At 39.7% G+C, this 24,958-nt stretch carries 24 protein-coding genes and 1 riboswitch; of the genes, 1 reads left to right on the top strand and 23 read right to left on the bottom strand.

Features of this window, described 5'->3' with window-relative positions:
• Window positions 1–255: 255 nt before the first annotated feature.
• The 23 genes from EHQ64_RS19270 to EHQ64_RS19160 all read right to left on the bottom strand — a co-directional run bounded on the left by EHQ64_RS19270 (window position 256) and on the right by EHQ64_RS19160 (window position 22,610).
• The gene (locus tag EHQ64_RS19270; protein ID WP_135651437.1) at window positions 256–873 is read right to left on the bottom strand and encodes a histidine phosphatase family protein; all 618 of its coding nucleotides are present in this window, start codon (window positions 871–873) and stop codon (window positions 256–258) included.
• Window positions 874–890: 17 nt separating this feature from the next.
• Window positions 891–1,859 (bottom strand): adenosylcobinamide-phosphate synthase CbiB, encoded by a 969-nt coding sequence (cbiB, locus tag EHQ64_RS19265; protein ID WP_135651436.1) that lies wholly within the window; start codon window positions 1,857–1,859, stop codon window positions 891–893.
• Window positions 1,856–4,456: a cobyric acid synthase gene (locus EHQ64_RS19260; protein WP_135651435.1), complete on the bottom strand. Its 2,601-nt coding sequence runs from the start codon at window positions 4,454–4,456 to the stop codon at window positions 1,856–1,858. The genes cbiB and EHQ64_RS19260 overlap by 4 nt, the downstream gene beginning before the upstream one ends.
• Window positions 4,456–5,001 (bottom strand): bifunctional adenosylcobinamide kinase/adenosylcobinamide-phosphate guanylyltransferase, encoded by a 546-nt coding sequence (cobU, locus tag EHQ64_RS19255; protein ID WP_135651434.1) that lies wholly within the window; start codon window positions 4,999–5,001, stop codon window positions 4,456–4,458. Before cobU ends, EHQ64_RS19260 begins: the two co-directional genes overlap by 1 nt.
• A complete protein-coding gene (locus EHQ64_RS19250; protein ID WP_135651433.1) occupies window positions 4,989–5,618 on the bottom strand; it encodes a histidine phosphatase family protein in 630 nt (209 codons plus the stop codon). Before EHQ64_RS19250 ends, cobU begins: the two co-directional genes overlap by 13 nt.
• Complete coding sequence (locus tag EHQ64_RS19245; RefSeq protein ID WP_135651432.1) at window positions 5,615–6,307, bottom strand: adenosylcobinamide amidohydrolase; 693 nt, start codon at window positions 6,305–6,307, stop codon at window positions 5,615–5,617. The genes EHQ64_RS19250 and EHQ64_RS19245 overlap by 4 nt, the downstream gene beginning before the upstream one ends.
• Complete coding sequence (locus EHQ64_RS19240; protein ID WP_135651431.1) at window positions 6,304–7,683, bottom strand: cobyrinic acid a,c-diamide synthase CobB; 1,380 nt, start codon at window positions 7,681–7,683, stop codon at window positions 6,304–6,306. Before EHQ64_RS19240 ends, EHQ64_RS19245 begins: the two co-directional genes overlap by 4 nt.
• A 6-nt stretch (window positions 7,684–7,689) precedes the next feature.
• Window positions 7,690–8,223, bottom strand: coding sequence for a cob(I)yrinic acid a,c-diamide adenosyltransferase (gene cobO, locus EHQ64_RS19235; RefSeq protein WP_135651430.1), 534 nt, complete (start codon window positions 8,221–8,223; stop codon window positions 7,690–7,692).
• Window positions 8,220–9,719, bottom strand: coding sequence for a uroporphyrinogen-III C-methyltransferase (cobA, locus tag EHQ64_RS19230; protein WP_135651429.1), 1,500 nt, complete (start codon window positions 9,717–9,719; stop codon window positions 8,220–8,222). The genes cobO and cobA overlap by 4 nt, the downstream gene beginning before the upstream one ends.
• On the bottom strand, window positions 9,716–10,501 hold the full coding sequence (cobM, locus tag EHQ64_RS19225; RefSeq protein WP_135651428.1) for a precorrin-4 C(11)-methyltransferase: 786 nt from the start codon (window positions 10,499–10,501) through the stop codon (window positions 9,716–9,718). The genes cobA and cobM overlap by 4 nt, the downstream gene beginning before the upstream one ends.
• Window positions 10,502–10,511: 10 nt before the next feature.
• The gene (gene cobJ, locus EHQ64_RS19220; protein ID WP_135651427.1) at window positions 10,512–11,972 is read right to left on the bottom strand and encodes a precorrin-3B C(17)-methyltransferase; all 1,461 of its coding nucleotides are present in this window, start codon (window positions 11,970–11,972) and stop codon (window positions 10,512–10,514) included.
• Window positions 11,969–13,123 (bottom strand): cobalt-precorrin 5A hydrolase, encoded by a 1,155-nt coding sequence (locus EHQ64_RS19215; RefSeq protein WP_135651426.1) that lies wholly within the window; start codon window positions 13,121–13,123, stop codon window positions 11,969–11,971. The genes cobJ and EHQ64_RS19215 overlap by 4 nt, the downstream gene beginning before the upstream one ends.
• Window positions 13,110–13,877 carry a precorrin-2 C(20)-methyltransferase gene (gene cobI / locus EHQ64_RS19210; RefSeq protein WP_135651425.1) on the bottom strand — a complete coding sequence of 256 codons (768 nt, stop codon included), beginning with the start codon at window positions 13,875–13,877 and terminating at the stop codon, window positions 13,110–13,112. The genes EHQ64_RS19215 and cobI overlap by 14 nt, the downstream gene beginning before the upstream one ends.
• A gap of 7 nt (window positions 13,878–13,884) precedes the next feature.
• Complete coding sequence (gene cbiE / locus EHQ64_RS19205; RefSeq protein WP_135651424.1) at window positions 13,885–15,111, bottom strand: precorrin-6y C5,15-methyltransferase (decarboxylating) subunit CbiE; 1,227 nt, start codon at window positions 15,109–15,111, stop codon at window positions 13,885–13,887.
• Window positions 15,108–15,776 carry a precorrin-8X methylmutase gene (locus EHQ64_RS19200; protein ID WP_135651423.1) on the bottom strand — a complete coding sequence of 223 codons (669 nt, stop codon included), beginning with the start codon at window positions 15,774–15,776 and terminating at the stop codon, window positions 15,108–15,110. Before EHQ64_RS19200 ends, cbiE begins: the two co-directional genes overlap by 4 nt.
• Window positions 15,773–16,882 (bottom strand): cobalt-precorrin-5B (C(1))-methyltransferase, encoded by a 1,110-nt coding sequence (locus EHQ64_RS19195; protein ID WP_135651422.1) that lies wholly within the window; start codon window positions 16,880–16,882, stop codon window positions 15,773–15,775. Before EHQ64_RS19195 ends, EHQ64_RS19200 begins: the two co-directional genes overlap by 4 nt.
• A gap of 10 nt (window positions 16,883–16,892) precedes the next feature.
• Window positions 16,893–17,645: an FAD-dependent oxidoreductase gene (locus EHQ64_RS19190; protein ID WP_135651421.1), complete on the bottom strand. Its 753-nt coding sequence runs from the start codon at window positions 17,643–17,645 to the stop codon at window positions 16,893–16,895.
• Between the two features lie 9 nt (window positions 17,646–17,654).
• A complete protein-coding gene (locus tag EHQ64_RS19185; RefSeq protein ID WP_135651420.1) occupies window positions 17,655–18,029 on the bottom strand; it encodes a DUF3209 family protein in 375 nt (124 codons plus the stop codon).
• Window positions 18,030–18,038: 9 nt separating this feature from the next.
• Window positions 18,039–19,229, bottom strand: a complete 1,191-nt coding sequence (locus EHQ64_RS19180) for a CbiX/SirB N-terminal domain-containing protein (protein ID WP_135651419.1) — start codon at window positions 19,227–19,229, stop codon at window positions 18,039–18,041.
• Window positions 19,230–19,235: 6 nt separating this feature from the next.
• Window positions 19,236–20,051 carry a CbtA family protein gene (locus EHQ64_RS19175; protein WP_135651418.1) on the bottom strand — a complete coding sequence of 272 codons (816 nt, stop codon included), beginning with the start codon at window positions 20,049–20,051 and terminating at the stop codon, window positions 19,236–19,238.
• The gene (locus tag EHQ64_RS19170; protein ID WP_135651417.1) at window positions 20,042–20,224 is read right to left on the bottom strand and encodes a CbtB domain-containing protein; all 183 of its coding nucleotides are present in this window, start codon (window positions 20,222–20,224) and stop codon (window positions 20,042–20,044) included. The genes EHQ64_RS19175 and EHQ64_RS19170 overlap by 10 nt, the downstream gene beginning before the upstream one ends.
• A 138-nt stretch (window positions 20,225–20,362) precedes the next feature.
• Window positions 20,363–20,548: riboswitch (cobalamin riboswitch) on the bottom strand.
• 100 nt (window positions 20,549–20,648) lie between these two features.
• Window positions 20,649–21,668 (bottom strand): isopenicillin N synthase family dioxygenase, encoded by a 1,020-nt coding sequence (locus EHQ64_RS19165; protein WP_135651416.1) that lies wholly within the window; start codon window positions 21,666–21,668, stop codon window positions 20,649–20,651.
• Window positions 21,669–21,755: 87 nt separating this feature from the next.
• Window positions 21,756–22,610: an SDR family NAD(P)-dependent oxidoreductase gene (locus EHQ64_RS19160; RefSeq protein ID WP_135651415.1), complete on the bottom strand. Its 855-nt coding sequence runs from the start codon at window positions 22,608–22,610 to the stop codon at window positions 21,756–21,758.
• A 254-nt stretch (window positions 22,611–22,864) separates the two neighbouring features.
• Between EHQ64_RS19160 and EHQ64_RS19155 the strand changes: the two genes are divergently transcribed.
• The gene (locus tag EHQ64_RS19155) at window positions 22,865–24,868 is read left to right on the top strand and encodes a methyl-accepting chemotaxis protein (RefSeq protein WP_135651414.1); all 2,004 of its coding nucleotides are present in this window, start codon (window positions 22,865–22,867) and stop codon (window positions 24,866–24,868) included.
• The last annotated feature ends 90 nt before the right edge of the window (window positions 24,869–24,958 follow it).

Here is a 24,958-nt window from a genome sequence, read left to right as displayed (position 1 = left end):
TTTTTAACTTTCGGGGCCCTTCGCGATTGCACGGACGTGCGTGGCGAGAATGCAAACTTACCTATCCTCGAGGTTTAAGTTCGCAGGGAGATCTGGCTTTCGAAAAAGAGTTTCTCTAATTTCGATTACAGTTGCGGGTCAGCGTGGGATTTTCACCCAACTTCATCCTGAAAGTTATGACGATCTTTCGAGGCGCTAGTTTTCTTTCAATAAGAAAAATTATCTACGCCGGAAAATAAGTGCTTAGATCCGGTTCTAAGATCTGTATCCCGAATACGGATGGAAAAGTCCTTTCCATTTTAATTCTGTTATTTGTATGTCTATTAGTTCACAATTTTCGAATTTAGAATTTGAGGCTTGTTCTGGAGAAAGAAAATCCAGGAGTTTGGATAATACGAAACCGTGGCTACAAATCCCTATCTTTCGTTTTTTATATTTTTCTAATAGATGAAAAACGGTTCGAATGATCCTTTCTTTCGCTTCGATTTTGGTTTCTCCGTTCGGGAACCGGAATGTATCAAATTGTTTTTCTTTACTTTTCCATGCGATATAAGCCTTTTCTTCGAATTGACTTGAAATATCGGATTCAAGTATCCCTTGAGCATCTCCTAGATGGATCTCTCTCAAACCTTTGTGATGGATGATCTTAGCATTTTTAGATCCAAAAATAATATCACAAGTTTCTTTTGTTCTTTTTAGATCACTGCAGAATACGATATCCAAATTTTCTTTTAATATCCGTTCTTTTAATTTTAAGGATTGAGATTTACCTAATTCGGAGAGGGAAGTATCTGTTTGGCCCTGCAATCTTCTTTCCTTGTTCCAATCGGTTTCCCCATGTCTAAATAGGAAAATATGATATTTTAGATCCATTTTAAATACAGAATATTCTAAAAAGGTATAATGGATCTAAGATTGGATATTAAATATCCAATACCTATGAATATTCCGGAAGAAAGAATGGAAGTCAAAAAAACGATCTTATTCGCTTCTAAGATCATTTCCGGTTTTAGATCCTTTATGGGATCCCCAAGTTTAGGCTTATCGCTTGGAATACCGGAATAGAAGTTTCTTCCTCCTAGTTGGATTTCCAACGCTCCTGCAAGAGCAGCTTCCGAGAGCCCTGAATTCGGGCTTGGATGTTTTCTTCCGTCCCTATATAATATTTTTAACGATTGGGAAAGTTTATGGCCTAAGATCCCGGCAGACACGGATAGAATGGGTGCTGTCAATCTTGCAGGAATATAATTTGCAAGATCATCCATCTTAGCGGGAACATAACCGAATTTTAAATATTTCTCATTTTTGTAACCGAAGATAGAATCCAAGGTATTGATGGATCTATATAACATTGCCCAAGCCGCTCCTCCGATCGCAGCGAAAAAAAGTGGGGCAGTGATCCCATCTACAACGCTCTCACCTACGCTTTCGATGCAGGCGCGGACAATTTCAGATCCTGATAATTCTTTTGTATCTCTTCCTACGATCCTTCCGACCATCTTTCTGGCTTTGTCTATATTGTTTTCTTTTAAGGCGAAATAAACATCCTTGCTATGATTTAAAAGATCTTTTAATGCGATACTGGTATATATGATATATGCTGAGAAGGCTATGCTTACGATAGAATGGATGTTTAAAAATAGCTCAATAAGAAGCCAGGGGAATATAAAGGAAATAGAATATATGGAAATGGATGTGAGAAAACCTGCAATCTTTTCCGATAAAATTGCCGATCTAAAAAACTTTTCTAATGATCTTGCAGATCTTCCGATCCATCTTACCGGATGTGGAAATCCTTGAGGATCTCCTAAGCCAAGATCTAAAAGTAAAGAAATCGGAAGTATCCAAACTGAATTCATTTTAATCCCAAAATTTCGTAAATTCTATTTAAATTCACGGAATTACGGACTTCTTTTGCAAGTCTGTCTAGATTTGTTTCCAATTCATATTTTGCCTGGACCTTAACTAAGGGGCTCATTCCTTTTTGGGTCCTGACTTTATCTAAAAACCATCTTCTGAATTCATCATCATCGAATACCCCGTGAAGATATGTTCCCCAGACTTTTTCTGAAATTCCTTGGTGACCCAAAGGTTCTCCCGAATCCGTCTGGAACAACGGAGCGGCAGAAGGTTCTTTAGTCGCTCCATGATGGATCTCATAACCGAATACATTTTTTCCGGAAGGGATATGTTTTCCTTGGGTTTGTTTCAGTAATTTTTCTTTTTCTAGAACAGTTTTGATCCGTATTAAATTTAAACCTTCGGCGGACCCTAAGTTACTTTCTATTCGAAATGGGTCATGGACCGATTCTCCAAGCATTTGGTATCCTCCGCAGATACCGACAATCTCAGTTTTTCCTTCTTTATGAAAATTTAAAATAGATTCCGATATCCCGGATTCTTTTAGAAATAGAAGATCAGTGATTACATTTTTGCTTCCTGGGAGTATAATCACGTCAGGATTACCGATCTCTTCTTTTCTGGTCGCTATCCTTACTCTTACATCAGGTTCTATTCTAAGAGAATCCAGGTCCGTATGATTGGAAATTCGAGGAGTGTCGATCAGCACGATATCGATCCTGCTTCCCAGGGGAGATAGATCGTTTAAACTTCCGGATTTAAATTCGAGTGAATCTTCTTCTGGGAGCCTTAAGTCGTTTAAGTAGGGAATAATTCCGAAAACTTTCTTTTGTGTTGCGTCTTCCAAATACCGTATCCCTGGATCTAATAGACTCTGGATGCCTCTAAATCGGTTAATTAGAAATCCTGAAACTAATTTTCTCTCCCATTCATACATTGTTTCCATTGCGCCTACAAAGGAACCGAAAACTCCACCATGGTCAATGTTCCCTACGAGCAACACTTTTGCTTTGGCGTGTTCTGCCATTCTCATGTTGACTATATCTTTATCTTTTAAATTGACTTCGGATACTCCACCCGCACCTTCGAGTACGACTAAATCGAATTCATTCGAAAGAGAATCATAAGACTTCTTCACCTCTTCGAAAGCTTGGAGTTTGAATTTCATGTAGTCTCTGAAATCCATTGCTTCGATTGGTTTTCCATTCAGAATTACCTGTGAATCTTTTTCGCTAGAAGGTTTCAGAAGAATAGGATTCATTCTATAGTCCGGGCGGATTCTACTCGCCTGTGCTTGTAAGGCTTGGGCCCTTCCGATCTCGGCACCCTCATGAGTTACGAATGAATTTAGGGCCATATTCTGGGATTTAAAAGGAGCTACTTTGTATCCGTCTTGAGTGAAGATCCTGCAGAATGCGGTGGCCAAAATACTCTTTCCTACATTCGAGGCGGTTCCTTGGAGCATTAACGCAGGTTTTGGGCGAAGGATCTTTACTGGAATAGATTTCTTTCTGAAGATCGTAGAGAAAGCATGTATAAGTTTAGAGTTCTCTTCATGAGTTCTAACCGCTATTCTTATATAATGATTCTCTAAACCTTTAAAATTCCCGCAGTCACGTATCCCTATTTTAAATTCTTTTAATAGTTTATATTGTAAGGAAGAAGGGTCTACTTTTCTGTCCTTTATTTCTAACAATAGAAAATTGGCCTCGCTCTGAACTATATTGAAGGTCTCCAGAGAATTTAATTTTTCTATAAAAGATGATCTCCATTCCTTTATCTTTTCTTTCGTTTGTAGAATAAAAGTTTTGTCTTCTCCGAATTTTTCAAGAACGGCCGCCGCTAGAGAATTTAATGTCCAGCTCGGTAAAAGTTCGGATACTCTTGAGATGATACTTTTATTTGCAAGTAACGCTCCCATTCTTAGGCCGGGTAGGGCGAGAATTTTGGTTAATGACCATACGATGCATATATTTTCAGTCCTATGTTTTCTGAATGAATTTACATCGGAAGAAAAGTCTATAAAGGATTCGTCTATTACAAAGAGTGCATTCTTATGATTGGAAGAAATCTTAAGTATTTTTGTTCTATCCAATAACTTTCCAGTCGGATTATTCGGATGGCCCAAGAAGATCAAGATCCGTTTGTCTGTATTTTCTTCCAGGATTCGATTTAATTTTTCATAATCTAAAAGAAAGTCGGATCCTTTTTCGAGCGATAGTTCTTGTATCGGAATATTTGCTAACTCTATACTTTTTCGATAATCCGAATAAGCTGGTTCGGCGATGATTGCTAGATCATAAGATCCAACTTTGGGAATTGTGTAAATGAGCTCAGAAGCACCATTACCGAATACGATCTCTTCTCTCGAAATTCCCCAATGGTTTTCAAAGGAGATTTTTGCCTTTGTATAATTCGGATCGGGATATTGAGAAAGATAGCTGATCCTGGAATTCAAAAGAGGACGTAACCAATCCGGAAATCCGAGAGGATTTAAATTTGCCGAAAAATCCAAGATCTGAGAAGGATCTACTCCGGAAATTTCGGTCATTTGGTCTAAGTTTCCTCCATGCGGACTGGTATTTTTTCGGTTCATTATTGTATTCCAGATGGAGATGGTTTGATTTGGATCGGAATTCCGCTGATTAAAAAATACGCTTCTTCAGAGAATGAAGAGAATATTTGGTTACATATTCCCAAGAAGTCTCTATATAATCTTCCTTCTTTAGTTTCAGGAACGAGTCCCATTCCGACCTCATTTGTGACGATATAAACTATTCTTATTTTGGAATCAGAGATACGGTTTCCTAATTCTATACTTATCCGTTTGATATCTTCTTGAGTTAGGTTCTTGGAAGAATGATACATTAGATTGTTGACCCAAAGGCTCAAGCAATCTAAAAGAACGATTGAATCTTTCGGAATAGATCCTATAACATTTACTAGATCCAATTCCTCTTCGATCGTATTCCAATCTTTTCTCTCTTGTCTATGTAGTTCTATTCTTTCGTCCATTTCCGGGTCTATGCGAGGGCAGGTTGCAATAAAATATTTTTCTTCTTCGTTTTTATTCGCCTGTTCTAACGCGAATCTACTTTTGCCGCTCCTACATCCTCCAGTGACGAATATTATCCTGGCCATTCGCATCTCCTGCTGGAAGAATTGCGGATGAGTTCGGTTAAGACCGCCGTCCCATTTTCGTATAGATCCATAAATACTAAAGAAGAAGGAGAAAGTCTGAATCTAGTATAATTTATATAAGGAATGTTTAAAAAGGAGCAAAGTAAAAGAGACAATGAACTTCCGGGACCGATGATTAAGATTGATCGATCCGAGGAGGAATGGATTGAAATTTTAAATGATTCGATCCTAGTTTGGAATTCAGAAATACTTTCACCATTCGGAAAATGAAATTTAGGCGAGAATTCTGCAAAACGTTTTAGATCTTCGGGAAATGTTTCAATCAGTTGTGAAAAAGAATGTCCATCCCATTCTCCAAAATTAATCTCCCGTAATTCTTCTCGTACTTCTCTTGGATGTGTGGCTGAAAATCCTAAATGGTTAAAACTCTCCTTACATTGAGAGTTAGGAGCGTGATATATTTTCCCTTTATAGAATTTTTCTGGTATTCTTTCTTTAACTAGTTCGAGTTCAGAGATACCCTTTTCGGACAATGGGATATCTTTATTTCCAATATATTTTCCATGATATTCGGAAGGAATACTTGGAGATCTGAATAAACATACTGATTTTTTCATATGTTTTTATCTGCTTGTATTCCTTTCCTAGTCTCTTTCCAATTTAAGATCCCTTGGGATACCGCTTCATAAACGGAAGAGCCGATCAGATGACCGAAGATTGTATGTTTTCCTACATAGTCGATCGCGGGTTGTCTTTGAGGAGAGATAATCCCGATACAATCCGTTCCGGTTCCAGTAGAGTTTACATTTCCGAATTGGTTCTTTGTTTCGGATTCTAGAACGGCTAAGGTCCTGGCTTCTGTCGCAATAGAGATCGCTTCCATACTTGCAGAAAAGGTAAGTGGTTCCGACGTTTGAACTAGGATATTAATAGTCCCAATTTTCGGAAAAGGGAGGGGAGGATCTCCAATACGAACTGCATTTCCTAGACCTACCGTCGCGATAGATCTGACTGACCACCCGTTGAATTGTTTTTCCGAGATAGTATAGTTTAAAAGAGAGGCGCTGGTCATAAAACCCAATACTTCTTCTCTCTCTCCTTTTTCGGACAATTTGTTCCGATAGAACTCTTCCGGTATTATATCCGGATTTAGATCCGAATTTTTAACTTTTAACCAATATACCTTATTGGTTGTTAAAAATCCTCCACCTACCACTGCCCAGCTCAGTGAATCGTGAGGTTCCTTCAGTTGGAGTTCCAACCAAGTTTCCGAGGTTAATAGAGGGCTGTCTACAAATGGGTTCAATGTGATAATCTCCTACAGGAATCCAGAAAGTTTTTAGGAATGTTCGGATTGGAAGCCCAGTGAGCATGCACATACGATGCCAGAACATTTGAAACAGTATAACCTTCTTTCGTGGTCTGTTCGGATTTTCGTTTTCGTATATGATAAGAATATAATGAATCTTCCTCATTTTCTATGAGCAGGTCGGAATACCTAAATTGATGTCCTCTGAATCGTATGCCTGCTTCCCCTAAGATGGTCCTTTTTTCTGTATGGACTTCTACATATCCTAAACTTTTTAGTTTTGAGCTCATTACGGTTTTGCCTGGGATCAAGCCGAGCATGTCAAAAATTTCGCCTTTGACATTTTGTATCTCGGAGGAAAGATACATGAGTCCTCCACATTCCGCATAGATCGGTTTTTCTGCAGATGCGAAGTTTTTTATCTTTTCTATTAATACTGAATTTTTAGATAATTGGTCTGCGAATAGTTCAGGATATCCTCCACCGAAATAGATCCCATCCACTTCAGGAAGATCTTTGTCCCGGATCGGAGAGAAAAAGATCAATTCGGCTCCTTCCTGCTTTAACCTATTTAGATTATCTTCATAATAAAAATGAAATGCTTCATCGTAAGCGATCCCGATTTTACAGTTGTTTTGTTTTCCTGGAGTTTCCTTTTTTGAAGTAACCGAAAGAGGGGGAGCAGATGAGGCAATCTTTAAGATTTCATCTAGATCCAACCATTCTTCGCAAAGATTTTGCCAAAATAATAATTTCTCTGCTGAGAGAATTTCAGAATTTGCAGAATGTAATCCCAGATGTCTTTCCGGAAAAGATTGATCATATGATTTAGGGAATCCTCCTAAAACTTTTAGTGGGGTACTCGCAGATTCTAATATAGATAGATGGTTTTTACTTCCGATATAGTTTGCGAAAAATCCTCGGATAGGAACGTCAAGATCATAGTTTTTCATTCCGGATGCGATCGCTGCGAAGGTTCCTGCCATTCCGGAAGCATCTATAGTCACAAATGTAGGAACTCCTAACCATTTTGCAATTTCCGCGCTGGAACCTGCTTCTGAATTTGCAGAATGCCCATCAAATAAACCCATAACTCCTTCAATGATAGCAATGTCTGTGTCTTTACTTGCGCTTAGGAAACTGGAAATCACTGCTTCTTTTCCCATGAGCCAACCATCTAGGTTTTGGCATGTTTTTCCGGTCACATAGGAATGATATGTAGGATCTAAATAATCAGGCCCACATTTGAATGTGGAAACTTTAAGGCCTCGGGCTTGAAGCGCTCTGGTGATCCCGATGGTTAGTGTGGTTTTTCCTGCACCGCTTCCTGTTCCCGAAATGAGAATCCTGGGAATATTAATCTCTTCTATCATATGTTTCTAATAATCGATCCCAATTTGAGCGGGGATCCCATTTTTGTAAGGATGTTTGGGAGATTCTATGTAACTGACTAAATCTGCGGAATCGGTTATGATACTAGGGCAATTTCTTCCTGTAATGATAATATGAAGATCTTTAGGTTTGTCGGATAATGTTTGGAGGACTTCTTCCGGCTCTAACCAACCGTAATGGAATGCATATGTGATCTCATCTAAGACAATAATCTTATACATTCCGGAGAGTATCATTTCTTTGGATTTCTGCCATGCTTTGCGAGCAGCTTCTTTGTCTCTGTCTAGATCGTCACTTTCCCATGTGAAGCCTAAGCCCATTACATAGAATTCTAGATCGGGTATCGTTTTTGCGAATTTCCTCTCTCCTGTTTCCCATTTCCCCTTTAGATATTGTACTACTCCGCATTTTAATCCTCTGCCCAAGGATCTAAAAAGTATTCCTAATGCTGCCGTAGTTTTTCCTTTTCCGGGTCCCGTAAAGACCAACAGCAAACCTTTTTTTTCGGAAGAAGATTTCATGCTGGGTTTTCCTGAAGAGAAATGAGTAATTTATAAATTTCTGAAATATTTTCTGTTTCGGCTTTGTGGACTTTGAGAGCTCCTTTCTTTTTCAGTATTTCTAAACTATAATTTTCAGTAACGAGTATCGGTGTTTCTCGATAATCCTTTCCCCATTCATTCTCGAATAAGATCTCTGCAGAAGAGGGATCTGGAACAATCACATAATCTACTCCCGGTGGTGGAAAGTCGGGAAATTTGATCTTTAAATTATAAACCGGCAATTGATCGCAGATAAGACCTGCTTCCTTCCAATAACTTTTTAGATCGTTTCTGCCTTTATCATTTGTGAGAAGTAACGTTTTGCCTTGGGAGAATACAGGTGCTAATTTTTGGATCTCAGGCAATGACGAATTTTCTAATTGGATGTCTGCTAGTATTCCGGATTTTTTTAACTCTTCGAATACTTCTTGGCCAAGAGAAATGAAGCTTAAATTTGAAAGTTTGCGTAGATCAAATTTTCTATCTGTCCATTCTTGTAGAAAGAAACGGACAGATTCGGAAGAAGAGAAGACGATATATTTATAAGTATTAATTTTATGGAATGTGTTATTGATAGTCTCTTTTTCATCCAAAACTTCTGCTTGGACCCAAGGAGATTCTAATATTTCTGCTCCATTCTCTCGTAACATTTTCGAAAGAAGGGAAGAGCCTGGTCGGGATCTTATAAGTAAGATGGAAACATTATGTAATTCCTTATTCTCTCTCCATTGATATGAATTTCTATATTGGGTCGTTTGCCCTACGACTATAATCGCAGGAACTCTGGCAGTGGGAGTTCCTACTTTTTCCGCAAGATTTCCTAAATTTCCTGAAATTATTCTTTGTGAACTTCTGGTAGCCTGTGATATATAAATTGCGGAAGTTTCTGAAGATTTTCCGAATTGGATCAATCTTTCACAGTTCTCTTTTACTTTCGTTCCGGCCATGTAGATGACCAAAGTTCCGTTAGATTTAGCGATGCTTTCCCAATCAGAATTATTCTGGAAAGAACCGAAGAGGTCATGACCGCTTGTTAGGATTACGTCCGAGGAATCTTCTCTTTGGGTAAGAGGAAATCCTGCATATGCCGCTGCCGCAGTTGCTGCGGTAATTCCCGGAACTACCTCGTATTCAATCCCGTTAGAGACTAATTCCTCGCATTCTTGTGTCGCTCTTCCGAAAATCCAAGGGTCTCCGGATTTTAATCTAAGTACTGATTTACCTTCCTTTGCTTTTTCTATAACAATAGGATGGATCCCGTAATCCAATTTAGAACTTCCATAACCTCTGTATCCGATAGAAATTAGCTCTTGATCCTGTTTTACAAGAGAGAGTATAGAAGGAGAGATCAATGCGTCGTATGCGATTACATCGCAGGTCTGTAGGAGTTCCAACGCTCTAACGGTGAGAAGCCCCGGATCTCCAGGGCCAGCTCCTACTAAATATACGATTCCAGTATTTTTCTTTTTGATCATTCGGATGTATCCGGAACGGTAATCTTTTTTTGAGCCTTTCTGAATTTGTGAGAAAAGTCTGAGGCATATAATCTGGAGTCGGCAAAATCATGACAGTCCAGAACCTTTCCAACAAAAATGATCGCAGTACTCGTGATCTTTTCTTCTTTTACTTTAGATACAATATCTTCTAAGGTCCCTGTAATGACCTTTTGTTCTGGCCAAGTCGCTCTTTGTACTACTGCAATAGGACATTCTTTTCCATAATGAGGGATAAGCTCTTCGACTATTTTACGAATATGTAAAACACTTAGGAAAAAAACGAGAGTGGCTCCCGTAGAGGCAAATGTTCCTAATTTTTCCTTTTCGGGCATCGGGGTTCTTCCTTCAGCACGAGTGATTACTACTGACTGGGAAACCTCTGGAAGAGTGAGTTCTTTTCCGATCATGGCTGCCGCTGCAGTGAAGGATGAAACTCCTGGGACAATCTCGTATGGGATTTTTAATTCGTCCAACTTTCTCATTTGCTCGGCGGTAGAGCCGAATATAGAAGGATCTCCCGTGTGAACTCTGGCTACGTCTTGGTCGTTTTTTTGAGCTTCCTGCATAATGGAAATTATTTCTTCTAAGGTCATTTTAGAAGAATCTAATACTTTTGCTTTCGGATTCGCTCTTTCTATAACTCTTGTAGGAACTAATGAACCTGTATAGAGGACCACGGGACAGGTTTCGACAAGTCTTGCTCCTTTTAAGGTAATTAATTCAGGGTCGCCAGGACCCGCGCCTATGATATAAACTTTCATAATACCGATCTTAATCGCATTTTAATATATTGTCCCTGAATACGGACCAAACCTGGCTTGGTGAATTTCCTAACCATCTTGCGTCTATGTATTCTTCGTTTTCCCAAATCACTTTCTTACTATTGTCTTTTGTATAATTCCATAATCTTTCGCTTATGGAAGAGTTTCTATGAATTGCAAAAAGGTCGTAGATCATTTCTGGGCTTGTCTCTACGGGAAATGAGATTAAAATTTCTAATTTATTCCCAGAAATTTTTTCCAAATTTTTTACTGTTAACTCTTTCCATTTCTGGTTCTCTTCCGAAATATTATGAAAACCGAAATCTTCTAGATTGGTTGGCCTTTTAAATTTTCCGATCAGAAAATGTTTTTCTTTACGTTTATAAAGGATTGCCCCCCCAATTCTTCCCAAATAGCAGATTTCCTCTTCTGACCTTAATTCTGAAACCTTCTCTTTTTTAGTGTTCCGATCCGGTTCTAGGAATTTTAAAGCACTCAGAGCAACCGCGACGGAGGAGTCCTGCTGAGGTTTTTCTTCCTCTTCCCCTTGGAAAACCGTGGTACTCGTTTTTACGAAGGCTCCTTGTATTTTAGTGATATTTAAATTAGGAAGATCTGATGTATTAGAGACACGACTCGTTAGATCTCCTTCTGTTCTAAGGGAAACGGCTCTATTCTGTCCCGGTTTTAAGGAGCCGTCTTCTAAAGAATATTTATTGGAATATCCTCTAGGTGTTACAAAAAATCCTTCATAGACGAACGACTGGGAAGATCCGATGATGACAGTGGTATTCATCCCGATCTCAAACTCTAAAAAATGATCCAAGTCTGAGAATTGTATCGTTTCTTGTCTACGATATGCACTTTTCACTAAAGCAACTGGAGTCGTTCCAGGACGATATTTTTGAATGATCCGAGCAGCTTCTACGATCTGTCTTTGTCTTCTCCCAGAAGCAGGATTGTACAGGTTAATCACGAAATCGCCTTTTGCAGCAGATTCGATCCTATTTTCAATTACTGGCCAAGGAGTTAAAAGATCTGATAGGGAGATCCTCGCCGAATCGTGGACCATAGGAGCTCCTACAAGAGAGCCGCAAGAACTGTCCGCACTTATTCCCGGGATCATTTTGATCTCGGGCGAGTCTCCTCTTTTCCAGCCGATCTTTCTTAAGACTTCGAAAACTAAGCCGGCCATTCCGTAAACTCCTGCATCTCCTGAAGAGATCAGAGTTACTGTTTGACCTGATTTTGCATTTTCCACTGCAGTTTGAGCTCTAGTGATCTCTTCAGTCATCCCGGTGCGAGTGACTTGTTTGCCGTTCAAATGATGTTTTACTAGATTGATATAAGTGGTATAACCTATGATTGAATCAGCTTCTTTGATCGCTGCTAAGGCAGCCGGAGTTATATGCAAATCGTTCCCGGGACCAATCCCGACTATATTCAATTTTCCTTTTAGATCTCCGCTCATACTTTCTCCAAGTTTAGGGATCCGATTTCTTTTCTTTTTTCAAAAGGTATTCGGGAGATCGCGATCGTAAGGTTTTTACTCTCTTCGGTTTCTTTGTATTTCTGTTTGGTTACTAGTAACTCGGAAGATCCGGAAAGAAGAAGAGCGGAAGCTTCGCTTACGGACCTGGTGCCTATGTATTTAGAGGCTGCTGGAGAGATTTCTGAAATTCCTTCAACTTTATCCAAATCTTCCGGGGAGAATGTTTGAAATTCCCAGTTATATTTTCTGGAAAGTTCTAAGAATGCAGGCTCTTCCTTTTTTGCGTCGACGCTTGAGATCGCCTTTACGCTTTCTAAAGAAAGTTTATTTCTTTCTAATATGGATAGAATTCCTTTTTCTGCTTCCTCGAAAGGTATTCCTTTATCGCATCCTAATCCTAATATTAAAGATTTTGGACGAAAAATTACCGAATTTGAATATATATCGGGGGTTGTGGATCGGATATCTGCTCGATCACTAACAATCAGTAGTATCTCGAAATCTTTCGGGTCTATTCCTTTTAAACTTTCTGAATATTCCACCCCTTTAGGAAGAGGTTTCTCTAAAGGCCAGAAACTCGGCTCTCCGGTTTCTTGAACAAAAAGAACTTTTGTCTCGTTTACGACTGCAGCGCAGGCTCGAGTGACATTTCTATCCTGATCTTCTAAAGTCCAACCTAGATCTCTTCCTAAAATATCTACGGTCAATGTTCCTGATACATCGGAAGCAGTTGTAATCACCGGAATATTCCCAATGGTATTCGCTATCTTCTGGGTAAAAAAATTGCCTCTTCCTACGTGCCCTGATAACAAACATACTGTAAATTTTGCCTGGTCATCTATGCAAAGGACTGCAGGATCTACTTTTTTATTTTTTAGAAGAGGGGAGATCATTCTGACCACAGCACCCACACTAATGATGAAAATATGGCAATCATACTCCGTAAAAGTTTCCTTTAGAGTTGGTTCCATAGGGAGACTCAAAAGTTTTGCCTCTTTGGGGGCCTCCGAAATAAATTTGGGAGACACATAAAGGTCGGCATCCTTTAATACGGAAAATAATTCTAATCCAGTTTTTAATCCATGTTTAGTAATTACATAGATGGAATACGGTTTTCTATTCTGAATCATCCGAGATCCCTCTTAAAATACCTTTTCTTTTTCGGATCGAAATTACTACCATGGAGAAGTAATCGCAGTTTTCATTCTGTATTGATTCAATATCTTTAACAATTCTTTGGCGGTCTGTTGTTCCGTAGGAAACGTAAGTCGCATTATCCAACATATTTCTTTCTTTTAATATTCTTACGAGTTCTCCTACGACTTGTCCTACTTTTGTGAGGACGATCGTATCAAAATCTTCTAATAGTCTTCCTAAGTCCTCTAATCCATACGTCGCCGGTAAAACGCAGAATCTTTCCCTTCCGTCAGCAAGTGGAGTGAGAAGGCTTGCTGGGATCGCTGTAATAGAAGATACCGCCGGCACAATTTCGATCTCAATTCCTGGCCACCTTTCAGGAGCCTCGTCCAATAAATAACTCCAGGAGCTATATACGGAAGGGTCTCCTTGAGTGATAAATGCAACATCCAAACCTCTTTCTAAGCGAGTTCCGATCTCATTGAACGCCTTATCCCAAGCTGGGATCAATATGCTCGGATCTTTTGTCATAGGGAAATGTAGGAAGAGTTTTTCCTGTTCTTCGTTTTCTCGAACTATCGGAGAACAAACTCTCCAGGAAAAAGAGGGTAATGTTTCGCTACTTTTTGGAATTGCGAGCACGGATACTGAGTTTAATACGTTAACTGCTCTCAGAGTGATCAGATCAGTGGCCCCCGGTCCGACTCCAACTCCATAAAGTTTGCCGTATTTTGTTTTTACGTTCATATATGTATTATGATTTCCTTACTTTGAATATATGGATCGGGTTTAGGGACTCGTATCTAAGATAGTCCGCGAGTTTTTGACCTCTAGAAATATTTACCATACTTACTTCAGGTATATGATCCAGTTCTCTAAAAGTTTTATATGCTTCAGATACATTGTCTAAGGTAATAGCATTTACAACTAGGCATCCGCCTGGATTTAGTTTTTCTAGAGAAAGTTTTATAATTTCTTTTAGATTCCCTTTTGAACCTCCTACAAAAATCGAGTCTGGTGAAGGAAGGCCTTCCAAAGCTTGAGGAGCTTTCCCATGTATTAAAAAAACATTATCAGTCTTATGTGAGAGAATATTTTGAGAGCAAATCTCTATTCCTTCGGGATCCACTTCGATTGCGTATACTTTTCCTTCTTTTGCGATCCTAGCGGCTTCTATAGAAACTGCTCCTGAACCCGCTCCGATATCCCAAACGATCGAGTTAGGTCGGATCTCCAAAGAAGCTAAAGAGAGTATTCGAATTTCTTTTTTTGTAATAAGCCCTTTTTTAGGTAATCGTTTTGCGTATTCATCTTCTCCAAGAAAGGGAAGTAGAGGTGAAGGTTTCCAATTAGGTTCTGTCCGAACTAAGATCAAAACGTTCAGATCAGAAATTCCCTCCGTACTAGATAAGGTTTGAAGATCGAATTCTCTGACTCTTTCTTCTTTTCCTCCTAAATTCTCACAAACAAAAGCCTTCCATTCGGATTCAGAGTATTGTAAAAGATATTTAGCGATCTTAGAAGGAGAATTGGTTTCATCCGTAAGGCAGGCTAGTTTAGAGATACTTTGTATTTTTGTAATGAAACCTTCGATCGGTCTCCCATGGAGAGAGATCGTTTCTGCATCATCCCATTTTAAGCCGATCTTAGCGAATGCATTCTGGACAGAACTTGGTGCGGGAATGAATTCTACATGATCTTGGCCCACTTTTTTTAAGATCAAATTTCCGATCCCGAAAAAGAGAGGATCTCCTGAGGCAAGAACGCATATCGTATGTTCTGCAGATAGTTCTGCGATTTTATCGACCGTTTTTAGAACATCTCCTTTGATGACTATTCTTTCTCCATCAAATTGAGGAAAGAAGTCTAGATGCCTTTCTCCTCCGGCAAGAACTCTTGCTCTTGCGACTGCCCCCATCGCCTTACTGGAGAGACCGACACAACCGTCATCTCCGATCCCTATAACAGTTACCGCTTTCAAGAATTTTTCTCCGTAGAAAGAAGTAAGAGCGCGTGGATGATAGAAACAGCGATGGTGCTTCCTCCCTTTCTCCCACGAGTTAGGATATAAGGAATGGAATATTCGGATTGGAATTTTTCATCTAGTAATGCTTCTTTAGATTCTGCAGCAGATACAAATCCTACTGGAACTCCGATGACCAAGGCTGGTCTTATTCTTTCCTCTTGTACGAGTCTTACGATCTCTAAAAGAGCCGTTGGTGCATTTCCGATCGCGATCACTGCTCCTTCTAAAAGACCAAGGTTTGCTGCCTTTTTCATGGATTCGATCGCTCTTGTGGAATTATTTTCCTTAGCGATTTGGATCACTTCCGGATCGCTAATAAAACTATATGTTTTACAACGGTAGGAATTCAAACGTTCTATGTTTAGCCCGGCAATGATCATCTGCACATCACATATGATGGGGCATCCTTTCTTTAACGCTTTGATCCCTTCTTGGATCGCTTTCGGATGGACCTTAGTCAGATCTCTATATTCGAAGTCTGCAGTCGCGTGTATGATCCTTCTTACAACCTCCCAATCGCCTGGCGGATGAGAGTGAGGTCCCGCTTCTTTGTCTATTATGGAAAATGAATTGTTTTCGATCTTTCTTCCAAGAGAAGTCATTTGTCTCATATCATTCATATTTCTGTTTCCCCTTTGATTCCCCAACCTTCAGGGGCTTCGAATTTGCCTAAAAGAGATCCGTCGAAGTCCACCATATATGTGGAAACTCTTAGGCCTAGTCCGTGTTTAGAGCAATTCTCGGATACTATTTCGCAAATCCTACTCGTGATGTGAAAGTAACCTGATTCTTTACAAATATCTAATACATGTCTTGCTGTGTTTGCGATCTCTATCTGTTCGCAAATTGGTTCAGGCATTTCTAGGGATCTCGCTATCCTCGCGAGCATTTTGGTATTAACTGAAGAGCCACCTCTATGGGTCATCATGACACCATCTGCCATCTTAGAGAGTTTTCCGATCATCCCTACAATGATCACATGATTTATGTTTTCTTTAATTGAAGTCTTGATCCCGGTTCCTATGAAGTCTCCGACTTGAATGAATGCGATCTCGTTAATTTCTGGTAGAAGATCCATCGCAAACTTTTCGGACTTTCCTCCGGTGGTGAGTATGATCTTTTCTTGTCCATATTCTTTAGCGACCTGGATTGCTTGGATCACACTTGCTTTATAAGCTGCAGTCGAATAAGGTTTAACGATACCTGTTGTTCCAAGAATAGAAATCCCGCCTATAAGCCCCAGGCGTTCATTCATCGTTTTTTTTGCCATCTCTTGGCCGCCCGGAACGCTGATCACTACTTCCGCTCCCGAAAAAGCGGAGCCGATCAATTCTTCTAAGATCATTTCGGTGATATTTTTTCTTGGTACTGGATTGATTGCAGGTTCTCCCACTTCCAATCCGAGTCCTGCTTTAGTGACTACAGCTACTCCGTCTCCACCTTTTAAAATGATCCGATTTTCTTGGTTTAATCTAACTTCTGCGGTAAGCTCCGCTCCATGAGTACAATCCGGATCATCTCCTGCGTCTTTAACGATGCTGCAGATAGCGATATTTTCGGAGATCTCGCACCTTTTTAATTCGAAAGTGACTTTTCTTTTGTTTGGAAGGGTAGTTTCAATTTCTTTAATGGGTTGTCCTAAAAGTAAAACTCGAGTTGCTGCTTTTGCCGCAGCCGCAGAACAAGCCCCCGTAGTAAATCCTTCCCTTAATTCCTTACCCGCCATCTCGGAATTCCTAAACTTTAACGATCCCTTGGGCAGAATTTCTTGCTGTATTGAAGAATGCTTCTATTCCTATATTTGGCTCAGGAGTTCCTATTTTTATTAATTCTGCCTGTATTACTCTTAACACATTCCCATCCCCACTTAAGAAAGCATTCGTAGGGACTCCAGATTTTTCTATAATCGATTTAAGAATTTCTAATGAATTCTGGATCCTATTTGGATCTGATATAAAAGGAATTATGAAAATATTAGGATAGAAGGATAATTCAGAGAGTTCATTCTTTATCTCTGATCCAGATAGAAAATCTTCTTCTTCCGTTTTTAGCCAGACGGCGATCGTTCGATCTAAACGGTTCGAGAACTTTTTGGAACGCACTAGTCCAAGTAATGTAGTGATCCCTGTATCAGTCGCAAGGACCAAAGTATTTCCTTCGCTAGGCCATTCTGGATTTCCTACAAATTTTCCCCAAGGTCCTGAATACTCTAACTCTTGGCCTGGTTCCAAACATTCTAAAATAGAAGATGCTTTTCCGGTATTCAGACATTTGATCCTGATCCGAAAAGAATCCTGGATAGAATCCGAGGAAAGAATGGAATAAGCGCGTTTGATCGGTTTTCCCTCTATATCATTTCCGACATTCAGGATCACATACTGTCCTCCTACAAATTCGAAAGAAGAAGCATCCGATTTTGCAAAACGCAAAGTGACCGAAGAAGGGCTTTCTTTTTCTTTAGAGATCAGTTTGAGAAGTTTCGTGCTCAAATTAAAATCCTAAGAGGGGTAGATCTCATGAACGAAATCGTGCATCTCTTCCAGATCTAGATAAAGTGTCTGAAACGACTTGGCAGAGTTTTTTAGATCCAATTCCACTTTTTTAGTCAGGATCAACAGAGAAGTATAATATCCCGATTTAGGATCTCCAGGAGTTAGATTGGAAATTGTTTGTTCCAGGTCTGTTAAACTTGCTTCGAAAAAACGGATCAGATCTTCGAAATTATTCGCTGTTGTCAAAGACTGGATCGGCCCTGGAGAAGAGAGTGCTTCTTGTCCTATTTCATTCTTTTCATGTTCAATCACGGATTCGTCTTTGATCCCAAGAACATTCATCATTCCGAGTCTTAATGCAGCTATTTCATGACACGCCATACTATATTCCTATTGCATAATATTATCAACTAAACGAGAAACGAGTTTATCTTGCAGCAGATGTTCTGAGACCAGATCATCTGCATCTTCGGTTTGTACTTTTTGATACCAAACTCCGTCTGGATAAACTACAACTACTGGACCTTCTCCGCATCTTCCCATACAAGAAGAACGGGAAATTTTAAAATCCAAATGCCTACCTTTCGATTTTAAAATGGATCTCATTCTTGCGACGAGAGCGGAGCTACCTTTGCTTGCGCAGTCTATATTCTCACAAACAAATATATGTTTTTGCAAATTACGATGAGGGAATTGATGAGGAGCCGCTTGGTTATGTGTTTCCAAATGGCGAATGCTCCAGAGAAGTGCCTTTAATCCTCCGACTTTTTTTGAAAGTCCCGGGAGTTGTGTTCTATATTCGCAGGTATCGCAAGGAAGAGAAAATTTTCCGGATACAGCATCCCGGATCCTCTCATCTATTACGGAAAATAATTCTGGGTCTGGACCTAGGTAATTCGAAAGTTCAGTTTTGATCCAAGGGAATTTTTCAGAAAAATTCTGAACCAAGGATCCGATTTTTTGAATTAACTTCCCTCCAAATAAGAAGTAGGGGATAATCAAAAGTTTTTCTGGCCTAAGTTTTGCAGCCATTTCCATAGAATCCTGCAAGAGTGGGCAGGTGATCCCGATGAATGAAGGAAGAACGAATGAGAAAAAATTTCCCTCTTGGAAAAGCCTGACCGCTTTATAAAAATCACTGTTTGCATCCGGATCTGAAGATCCTCTATTCACTACGATTACACCGGTTTTTAAGGATTGTTCTATAGTAAGAGGAAGTGCATCTTCTCCTCTTCTTCTAAGTAAGGAGATCATTTTGGAATGGATCCCTAAACTGTTTGCGATCTTAAAGGAATGGGTAGGGAAATCTGATCTTACCTTATCCAATACGATCGGAATATCATTCTTTATATGTCCTGAAGTGAATAGAAATAAAGGAAATATTATGATATTAGAATGTTCTTGGCAAATCGATCTAAGTGCAGTTTCTAAATCCGGTTTTGCAAGTTCAATGTAGGCGTATACGATCTTTAAGTCGGGGCGAGTAAGCGCATAAGCTTCTACTAAGGAAACGAATTCCTCATTAGAGTTCGTTTCTCTGCTCCCATGACCTAAAATGATTACAGCCGTTTTCGGGTTCATTGCGGATTAGGCGACCAACCTACGTTTCCAGAATAGGAAAAATAAAGAGGATAAGAAGGACCAAAAGATCAAATTGGTGGCAAATGTAACATATTCGAATTTGATCCTGAGATCTAAAGGAGCCGCATAATCTTCTGTGAGTTTAGGAACTCCTACATAGAACGGAAATAATATGAAAAATATAAGAACAAAGCCTGCAAAAACCCGTTTAGATATATTCGATATTCTTAAATAAGAAAGTATGATCTGAAATCCTAAAACACCCGCCAAATTAGATAATACGCAAAAATACCACCATGCTTGCCTTTCAGGATAATCTAAGGCGCCTGAAGCTCTTCCCGGAAGTTCAGGAGGGAGGCCCAGAAATGGGATCCCGAAAAAGATAAAAAATCCGAAACTTGCAAAAATCAAACTATAGATTGCCGTTCTTTTAGGGTCTGAATTTTCCAAAAAGCCGATTGGAGGGAAAAAATATGACCATAGAGAGAAGAGTATTCCAAAAGAAACACCTAAGAGTATCGCACCTAAGACTGTTCCTAAGTTCCGGATTTGCCAGAGACCGGCGTCTTGTTCGATAAATTCTACTTTAGGATTATCTAAAGTAGAATTAGAATGAGGTTTTCCGTGAGAATGGGAATGTGCATGAGAATGTCCTGAAGCAGGAACTTCCGAAAAAGATTCCTGCTTAGACTCGAATTTCTCCGCTTCAAGTATCAAAGGAAGATTCCAGATGGAGACTAGGATCCCCAATACAAAACCTGAAATTAGGCCTGAAAAGATCCCGATCTTAAGTAGATCCGAAAAATTCGGTCTTAATGGCATGGAAATCCTGTGGAATGCCTGACGTCATGGAATGTATCGTGCAAATACACCATTGGTTCTAATCCAACTAAATAGATTGTAGAAACCGCGAAGAATGCTCCTAAAACAAAAACAAGAGCACGTAACTTTAGTTTACCCGGAGACAAAACATCTGAAACGGAAATCGAGCGCATAAAATCCCTCCTAAAGGAATGCCACCTAACGAATGATATGCGATCTATGAATGTATAAAAACATCCATAGATCTTTGTTAAAATAAAAAATTTTGAGTTTAGTTACGGATTTGTCTTACGTCCGAGACAAGAAACGTAGCTTCAGGATCTTTGTAAGGACGTTTTCTGACTCGAGATCGACCTACTCAGCACGTCTTCCCAGGTATTACACCCAGTGACTTTATGTGCCTTTTGTCCCTCTTACAGCGGCGGGTACCGTGACGGAATTTCACCGTCTTCCCATAGATACTTGGATATCTATGATCTTACAAAAATAGACTGAGATTTTAGGATCTAATTTTGCTTTGGATCTTGCATAGTATTTTTTGCTTTGAGCTCTACAAAAAATGGAATTCGTAAAAATATACTAGAACATCTCTCTTTTTCAAAAGAGAGAATCTAAAAGATGAGAATGATGACGTTCTGCCACATCCGGATGAGAACGAAAGCGGCTCTTGACTAAATTTTTTCCTACTTCATAAAAAAGCGGATTATTAGGATCTTTTGTCAGGCCTCTCACTCCTTCGGATAATTCTTGTGGGAGTTCCAACAAAGGGACTTGTAGATCTAATCTTGCACTATAAAAAAATCCGACTGAGATCCTGTCCGTTCCCGGAGGAGGAGTTAGCGCTCTGTGAACTGTTGCTCTTAAATATCCGTTGGATGCGAGTTCTAATAATTCTCCTATATTGATCACAAAAGTATCCTGTATCGGAGGAACGTGGATCCAATTTCCTTCGTATTCAACTTCCAGGCCAGCTTGAATATCCTGCAATAAAACAGTAACAAACCCTCCGTCCTTATGAGCTCCGACTCCTTGATCGCTATCCGTTTCATTCCTTCCTGGATAACGAATGATCTTCATAAGTTGATGAGCGTTCGGCCCCAAAACGGGATCGAATATTTCTTTTTTCTGGCCCAAAGATTCCGCGAAAGCATGCGTTAGACGTATTGCAAGATCGGTAACCGATTTCTGATATTCTATTACGATTTCCTGAAATTCCGGAAATCCTTCCGGCCATTGGTTTGGTCCCTGTAAAATGGACCAGAGAGGAGAATTTTTCCCATTGAGTATCGCGGCTTTCTCCGCTCCGATATCGATTTGTTCTCTCCAGTCCGGAAGACCCAAAGTCCTTTCTGCTCCGACTCTAGAGTATCCACGAAAATGAGGAGAGTGGATCATTTCCATTTTCAATTTTTCTGAAATAGGTAATTCGAAAAATTTTCTCGCGTTCGTGAGAAGTTTTCTGATCGTCTCACCGGAAATTCCATGTCCGGTGAGATAGAAAAATCCGATCGTATGTGCGATCTCTCTCAGTTCCTTTAGAAATCCGGACTTCTCGGGTCCGCTTCCGGTCCAATGAGAAAAATCTAAGAAAGGAAGTGAGGTCCAATTCTTCTCCATATCAGAATTCAGAATAAGAGAAGAATATAGGGTGTCAATTATGAATCCGTTTTGATGGATGTTTTTTCCAATTTAACGGATTGTGGTTTAAAGCACTTTTTGTTTTTTGTCCAGTCTTGCCTGAGCGGATTTCAATTCCGAATCGGTCAGTCGGATGCTAAATTCCGGAAAATGCCTAAATAGGAAATATTGTAACCAGGAGTCCCAGCCTGTATAACCGAAAAACTTTTTGTTCGGAAGCCATTTTAAGATCGCTTCTGCAACAGATTCGATCTTATGGACCACATTCAATGCGGAGCCCATTTCTATCTCTTTACTCAAAAGAGGTTTGTCCGTATTTTCTTTTTCCAGTCCAGGTGTATCCGTTGTAGGAGGAAAGAATAACTTTACCTTTACGTTATGGAGCATCATTTCTTGGCGGAACGCCTGTGCAAATCCTACGATCGCGAATTTACTAGCCGAATATGCACCATACCCGTAAATAGAAAAGAATGCTAATGTGGATGCTAAAAATGCGATCTCACCGCTTTTTTGTTTTCTGAAATGGTCTTGAAAGGCGAGAGTTATATTCACATGACCGAAATAGTTCACATCCATTAAGTTTCTGTAAACTTCATCCTTCATATCCGAAGCTTCTCCAGTTTTTGCAAAACCGCTGCTGCAAATTAGGATATCCAAACCTCCTAAGGTCTGGATCGCTTTTTTTGCCGCTTTATCCGCTGCATTTTTATCTGAAACGTCTAATACGGAATAATCGAAAATCGCTGTAGGAGATCCTACGGCGTTTAATTCTTTTACCGTTTGTTCTAGATTGGATTTTCCTCTAGCGGAAACGATTACGCTTGCTCCTGCCTTTGCAAGTTCCAATGCGATCCCTTTTCCGATCCCCGCAGAGCCGCCCGTGATGAATACTTTCTTACCTTGATATCTTTTGAATGACATTCTGAAAAATTCTCTTCGATGCGGGCAAGATCTCATTTTTCAAAAAAGGATTCAATCCAATTCGTCATTTCCCGTAAAAGAAATTCCAAAGTAGGGATGAAACTAAGGATCAACACGCGACAGTTCTACCCTTTTGGAGCTTGCATAAGTTAGACTGTTTGGTCGGTAAATAAATTAACAATTGTTAATGGTCATCTCAACTATTCCCGCAGTCGGAGAATTAATAGGGAAGTTATGATTTCCCGGAGAAGTTTATGAGAAGAGCGAGTTTGAAGTTCATTTTGATCGGTTGGAGTCTCGGGATCCTTTTCTTTCTTTCTATTTTGATTTCCGGAGCTGCTTATTTTTTGGGGAGCGGGAAGATCACCGAGCATTATCAAGACCAAATGAAGACCGTCGTGAGGATTGTTGCCTCCGACTTTGATAATTATTTAAGAGCACATTCTAAAATGGCGGAAACTCTCGCCGCAGACGAAAGATCCAAACTTTCCATACGAGCAGGTAAACCGATTGCGAGTCCTTTCTTTTCAGATATTTTAAAACGTTATGGAGTATACGAGAATATATTCGTTTATGGCAAAAATCCGAAAGACGTAGTCGTTGCAGAAGCATTGGAAGGGAAAACGATCGGATACGGTATCAAAAAAGAAGAAAGAGAGGATTTGCAAAGGTTCTTTGATTCCGTGAAGAACGGGAGCCTCTCCATTAGCAAGGCTAAAAAATCACCGATCACAGGGCATACTGTAGTTGTTCTTTCGGTTCCTGTAAAAGACGGGAACAATATTATAGGAGTCTTATGTATGGCCCTAAGCCTGGATAGTATTACGGATCAATTGATCGTAAACGCTCAGTTAGGGAAAGAAGGATATGTTTCTATCGTAGAACAAGACGGAATGATCATCGCTCATAAGAAAAAAGACCTGATATTGAATATGGATATTTCCAAACAAAGTTTTGGGAAAACTCTTTTGGATCTGAAAGATGGTGAAATTATCAAATTTTTCTTCTTGGAGCAAAACAGATTTGCGACTACAAAAAGATTGGATCATTGGAATTTAAGCGTAGTCGCAATCCAACCTTTTAGTGAAATTTCCGATTCCTTAAACGGGCTTATTATAGGGATTATCACGATTTCCGGATTGGTTTCCTTACTCTCCGGTTATCTCTTGTACCGTTTATTGACCAAAAGATTGAGCCCTTTGGAAACTGTCGGAAAAACATTCAGACAGATGTCCCAAGGAGATCTTACTAAAAACGTAGTAACATATTACCAGGACGAAATAGGAAATATGGGAACGGATGTAAATTCGTTTATAAAAACATTATCTTCTTCTTTACAAAATGTTCAGAATATTTCTTCGGAACTTGCGGCTTCAGCAAGTCAGTTGAGCACTTCTTCCCAATCGTTTGCGATTATCGCTCAATCCACTGCCGCGTCTTCGGAAGAAATGTCCGCTACAGTGGAGGAGATGAGTGCAGGTATAGAGAATATTTCCCAGAAGATAGGAAGCCAATTCCATAATATACAAAACTTCCATTCCAAGGTAAAGGATCTATCCAAAGGTGTGAGAGAGATCGGAAAAGAGATCCAAAGCGCAGTGAAGAAGACAGGTTCTATTTCTCAAGAAGCAAAAATGGGAGAAGAGTCTCTGGCTTCTATGAACGAGATGCTCGGAAATATTTCTAAATCTTCCGATCAGATGTCGGAAATCATAAAGATCATCAATGAGATCTCGGACCAAACACAATTACTTTCTTTGAACGCCGCGATAGAAGCTGCAAGAGCAGGCGAAGCAGGAAAAGGATTTGCGGTAGTAGCGGATGAGATCTCTAAACTTTCTGAGAAGACAGCGTCTTCTATCAAATCCATTTCCGGAATGATCGGTAAGAACAAATCAGAATTGGAGAAAGGAGTAGGCGGTGTAGAAGTTTCCGTGGAAAGAATACGGAATATCATCTTCAATGTGGATGAAATGGCGAAGATGATGCAAGGCCTTTACGAGATCACAACTTCTCAAGAATACTTGAATTCGGATGTGGATAAACAATCTGACAAAATAGGAGAGGAAGCGGAATCCGTAAAACTCGCTATAGAAGAGCAAAGAAGGGCAGTTCAAGAGATCAATGGGGTTATTTTCAAATTAAATGAAGAAGCTCTTGGAACCGCATCCAGTTCGGAGGAAGTATCCGCAACATCCGTAAGTTTGTATTCGAATGCCGAGCTTCTAAAAAACATCACCGGCCAGTTTAAGATCTGAATAAGTCTTTTTACCCTGATTGGGTGATGTTTTAAAAATTAAAAAAGGCAAGGTTTGTAGATAAAACAAATCTTGCCTTTTCTTTCCCTT

It is taken from the genome of Leptospira sarikeiensis (genome assembly GCF_004769615.1).
Lineage (GTDB): Bacteria > Spirochaetota > Leptospiria > Leptospirales > Leptospiraceae > Leptospira_B > Leptospira_B sarikeiensis.
This window is presented reverse-complemented; position numbering and strand designations above follow the sequence as displayed.

Coding starts and splice junctions, on each gene's coding strand:
- cobJ (WP_135651427.1), bottom strand. CDS start 11,972: ATGAGCGGAGATCTAAAAGGAAAATTGAATATAGTCGGGATTGGTCCC.
- EHQ64_RS19200 (WP_135651423.1), bottom strand. CDS start 15,776: ATGAATGATATGAGACAAATGACTTCTCTTGGAAGAAAGATCGAAAAC.
- EHQ64_RS19155 (WP_135651414.1), top strand. CDS start 22,865: ATGAGAAGAGCGAGTTTGAAGTTCATTTTGATCGGTTGGAGTCTCGGG.
- EHQ64_RS19215 (WP_135651426.1), bottom strand. CDS start 13,123: ATGATTCAGAATAGAAAACCGTATTCCATCTATGTAATTACTAAACAT.
- cobA (WP_135651429.1), bottom strand. CDS start 9,719: ATGATCAAAAAGAAAAATACTGGAATCGTATATTTAGTAGGAGCTGGC.
- EHQ64_RS19240 (WP_135651431.1), bottom strand. CDS start 7,683: ATGATAGAAGAGATTAATATTCCCAGGATTCTCATTTCGGGAACAGGA.
- EHQ64_RS19185 (WP_135651420.1), bottom strand. CDS start 18,029: ATGGCGTGTCATGAAATAGCTGCATTAAGACTCGGAATGATGAATGTT.
- EHQ64_RS19250 (WP_135651433.1), bottom strand. CDS start 5,618: ATGAAAAAATCAGTATGTTTATTCAGATCTCCAAGTATTCCTTCCGAA.
- EHQ64_RS19270 (WP_135651437.1), bottom strand. CDS start 873: ATGGATCTAAAATATCATATTTTCCTATTTAGACATGGGGAAACCGAT.
- cobU (WP_135651434.1), bottom strand. CDS start 5,001: ATGGCCAGGATAATATTCGTCACTGGAGGATGTAGGAGCGGCAAAAGT.
- cobM (WP_135651428.1), bottom strand. CDS start 10,501: ATGAAAGTTTATATCATAGGCGCGGGTCCTGGCGACCCTGAATTAATT.
- cbiB (WP_135651436.1), bottom strand. CDS start 1,859: ATGAATTCAGTTTGGATACTTCCGATTTCTTTACTTTTAGATCTTGGC.
- EHQ64_RS19175 (WP_135651418.1), bottom strand. CDS start 20,051: ATGCCATTAAGACCGAATTTTTCGGATCTACTTAAGATCGGGATCTTT.
- EHQ64_RS19170 (WP_135651417.1), bottom strand. CDS start 20,224: ATGCGCTCGATTTCCGTTTCAGATGTTTTGTCTCCGGGTAAACTAAAG.
- EHQ64_RS19165 (WP_135651416.1), bottom strand. CDS start 21,668: ATGGAGAAGAATTGGACCTCACTTCCTTTCTTAGATTTTTCTCATTGG.
- cobO (WP_135651430.1), bottom strand. CDS start 8,223: ATGAAATCTTCTTCCGAAAAAAAAGGTTTGCTGTTGGTCTTTACGGGA.
- cobI (WP_135651425.1), bottom strand. CDS start 13,877: ATGAACGTAAAAACAAAATACGGCAAACTTTATGGAGTTGGAGTCGGA.
- EHQ64_RS19260 (WP_135651435.1), bottom strand. CDS start 4,456: ATGAACCGAAAAAATACCAGTCCGCATGGAGGAAACTTAGACCAAATG.
- EHQ64_RS19195 (WP_135651422.1), bottom strand. CDS start 16,882: ATGGCGGGTAAGGAATTAAGGGAAGGATTTACTACGGGGGCTTGTTCT.
- EHQ64_RS19160 (WP_135651415.1), bottom strand. CDS start 22,610: ATGTCATTCAAAAGATATCAAGGTAAGAAAGTATTCATCACGGGCGGC.
- EHQ64_RS19180 (WP_135651419.1), bottom strand. CDS start 19,229: ATGAACCCGAAAACGGCTGTAATCATTTTAGGTCATGGGAGCAGAGAA.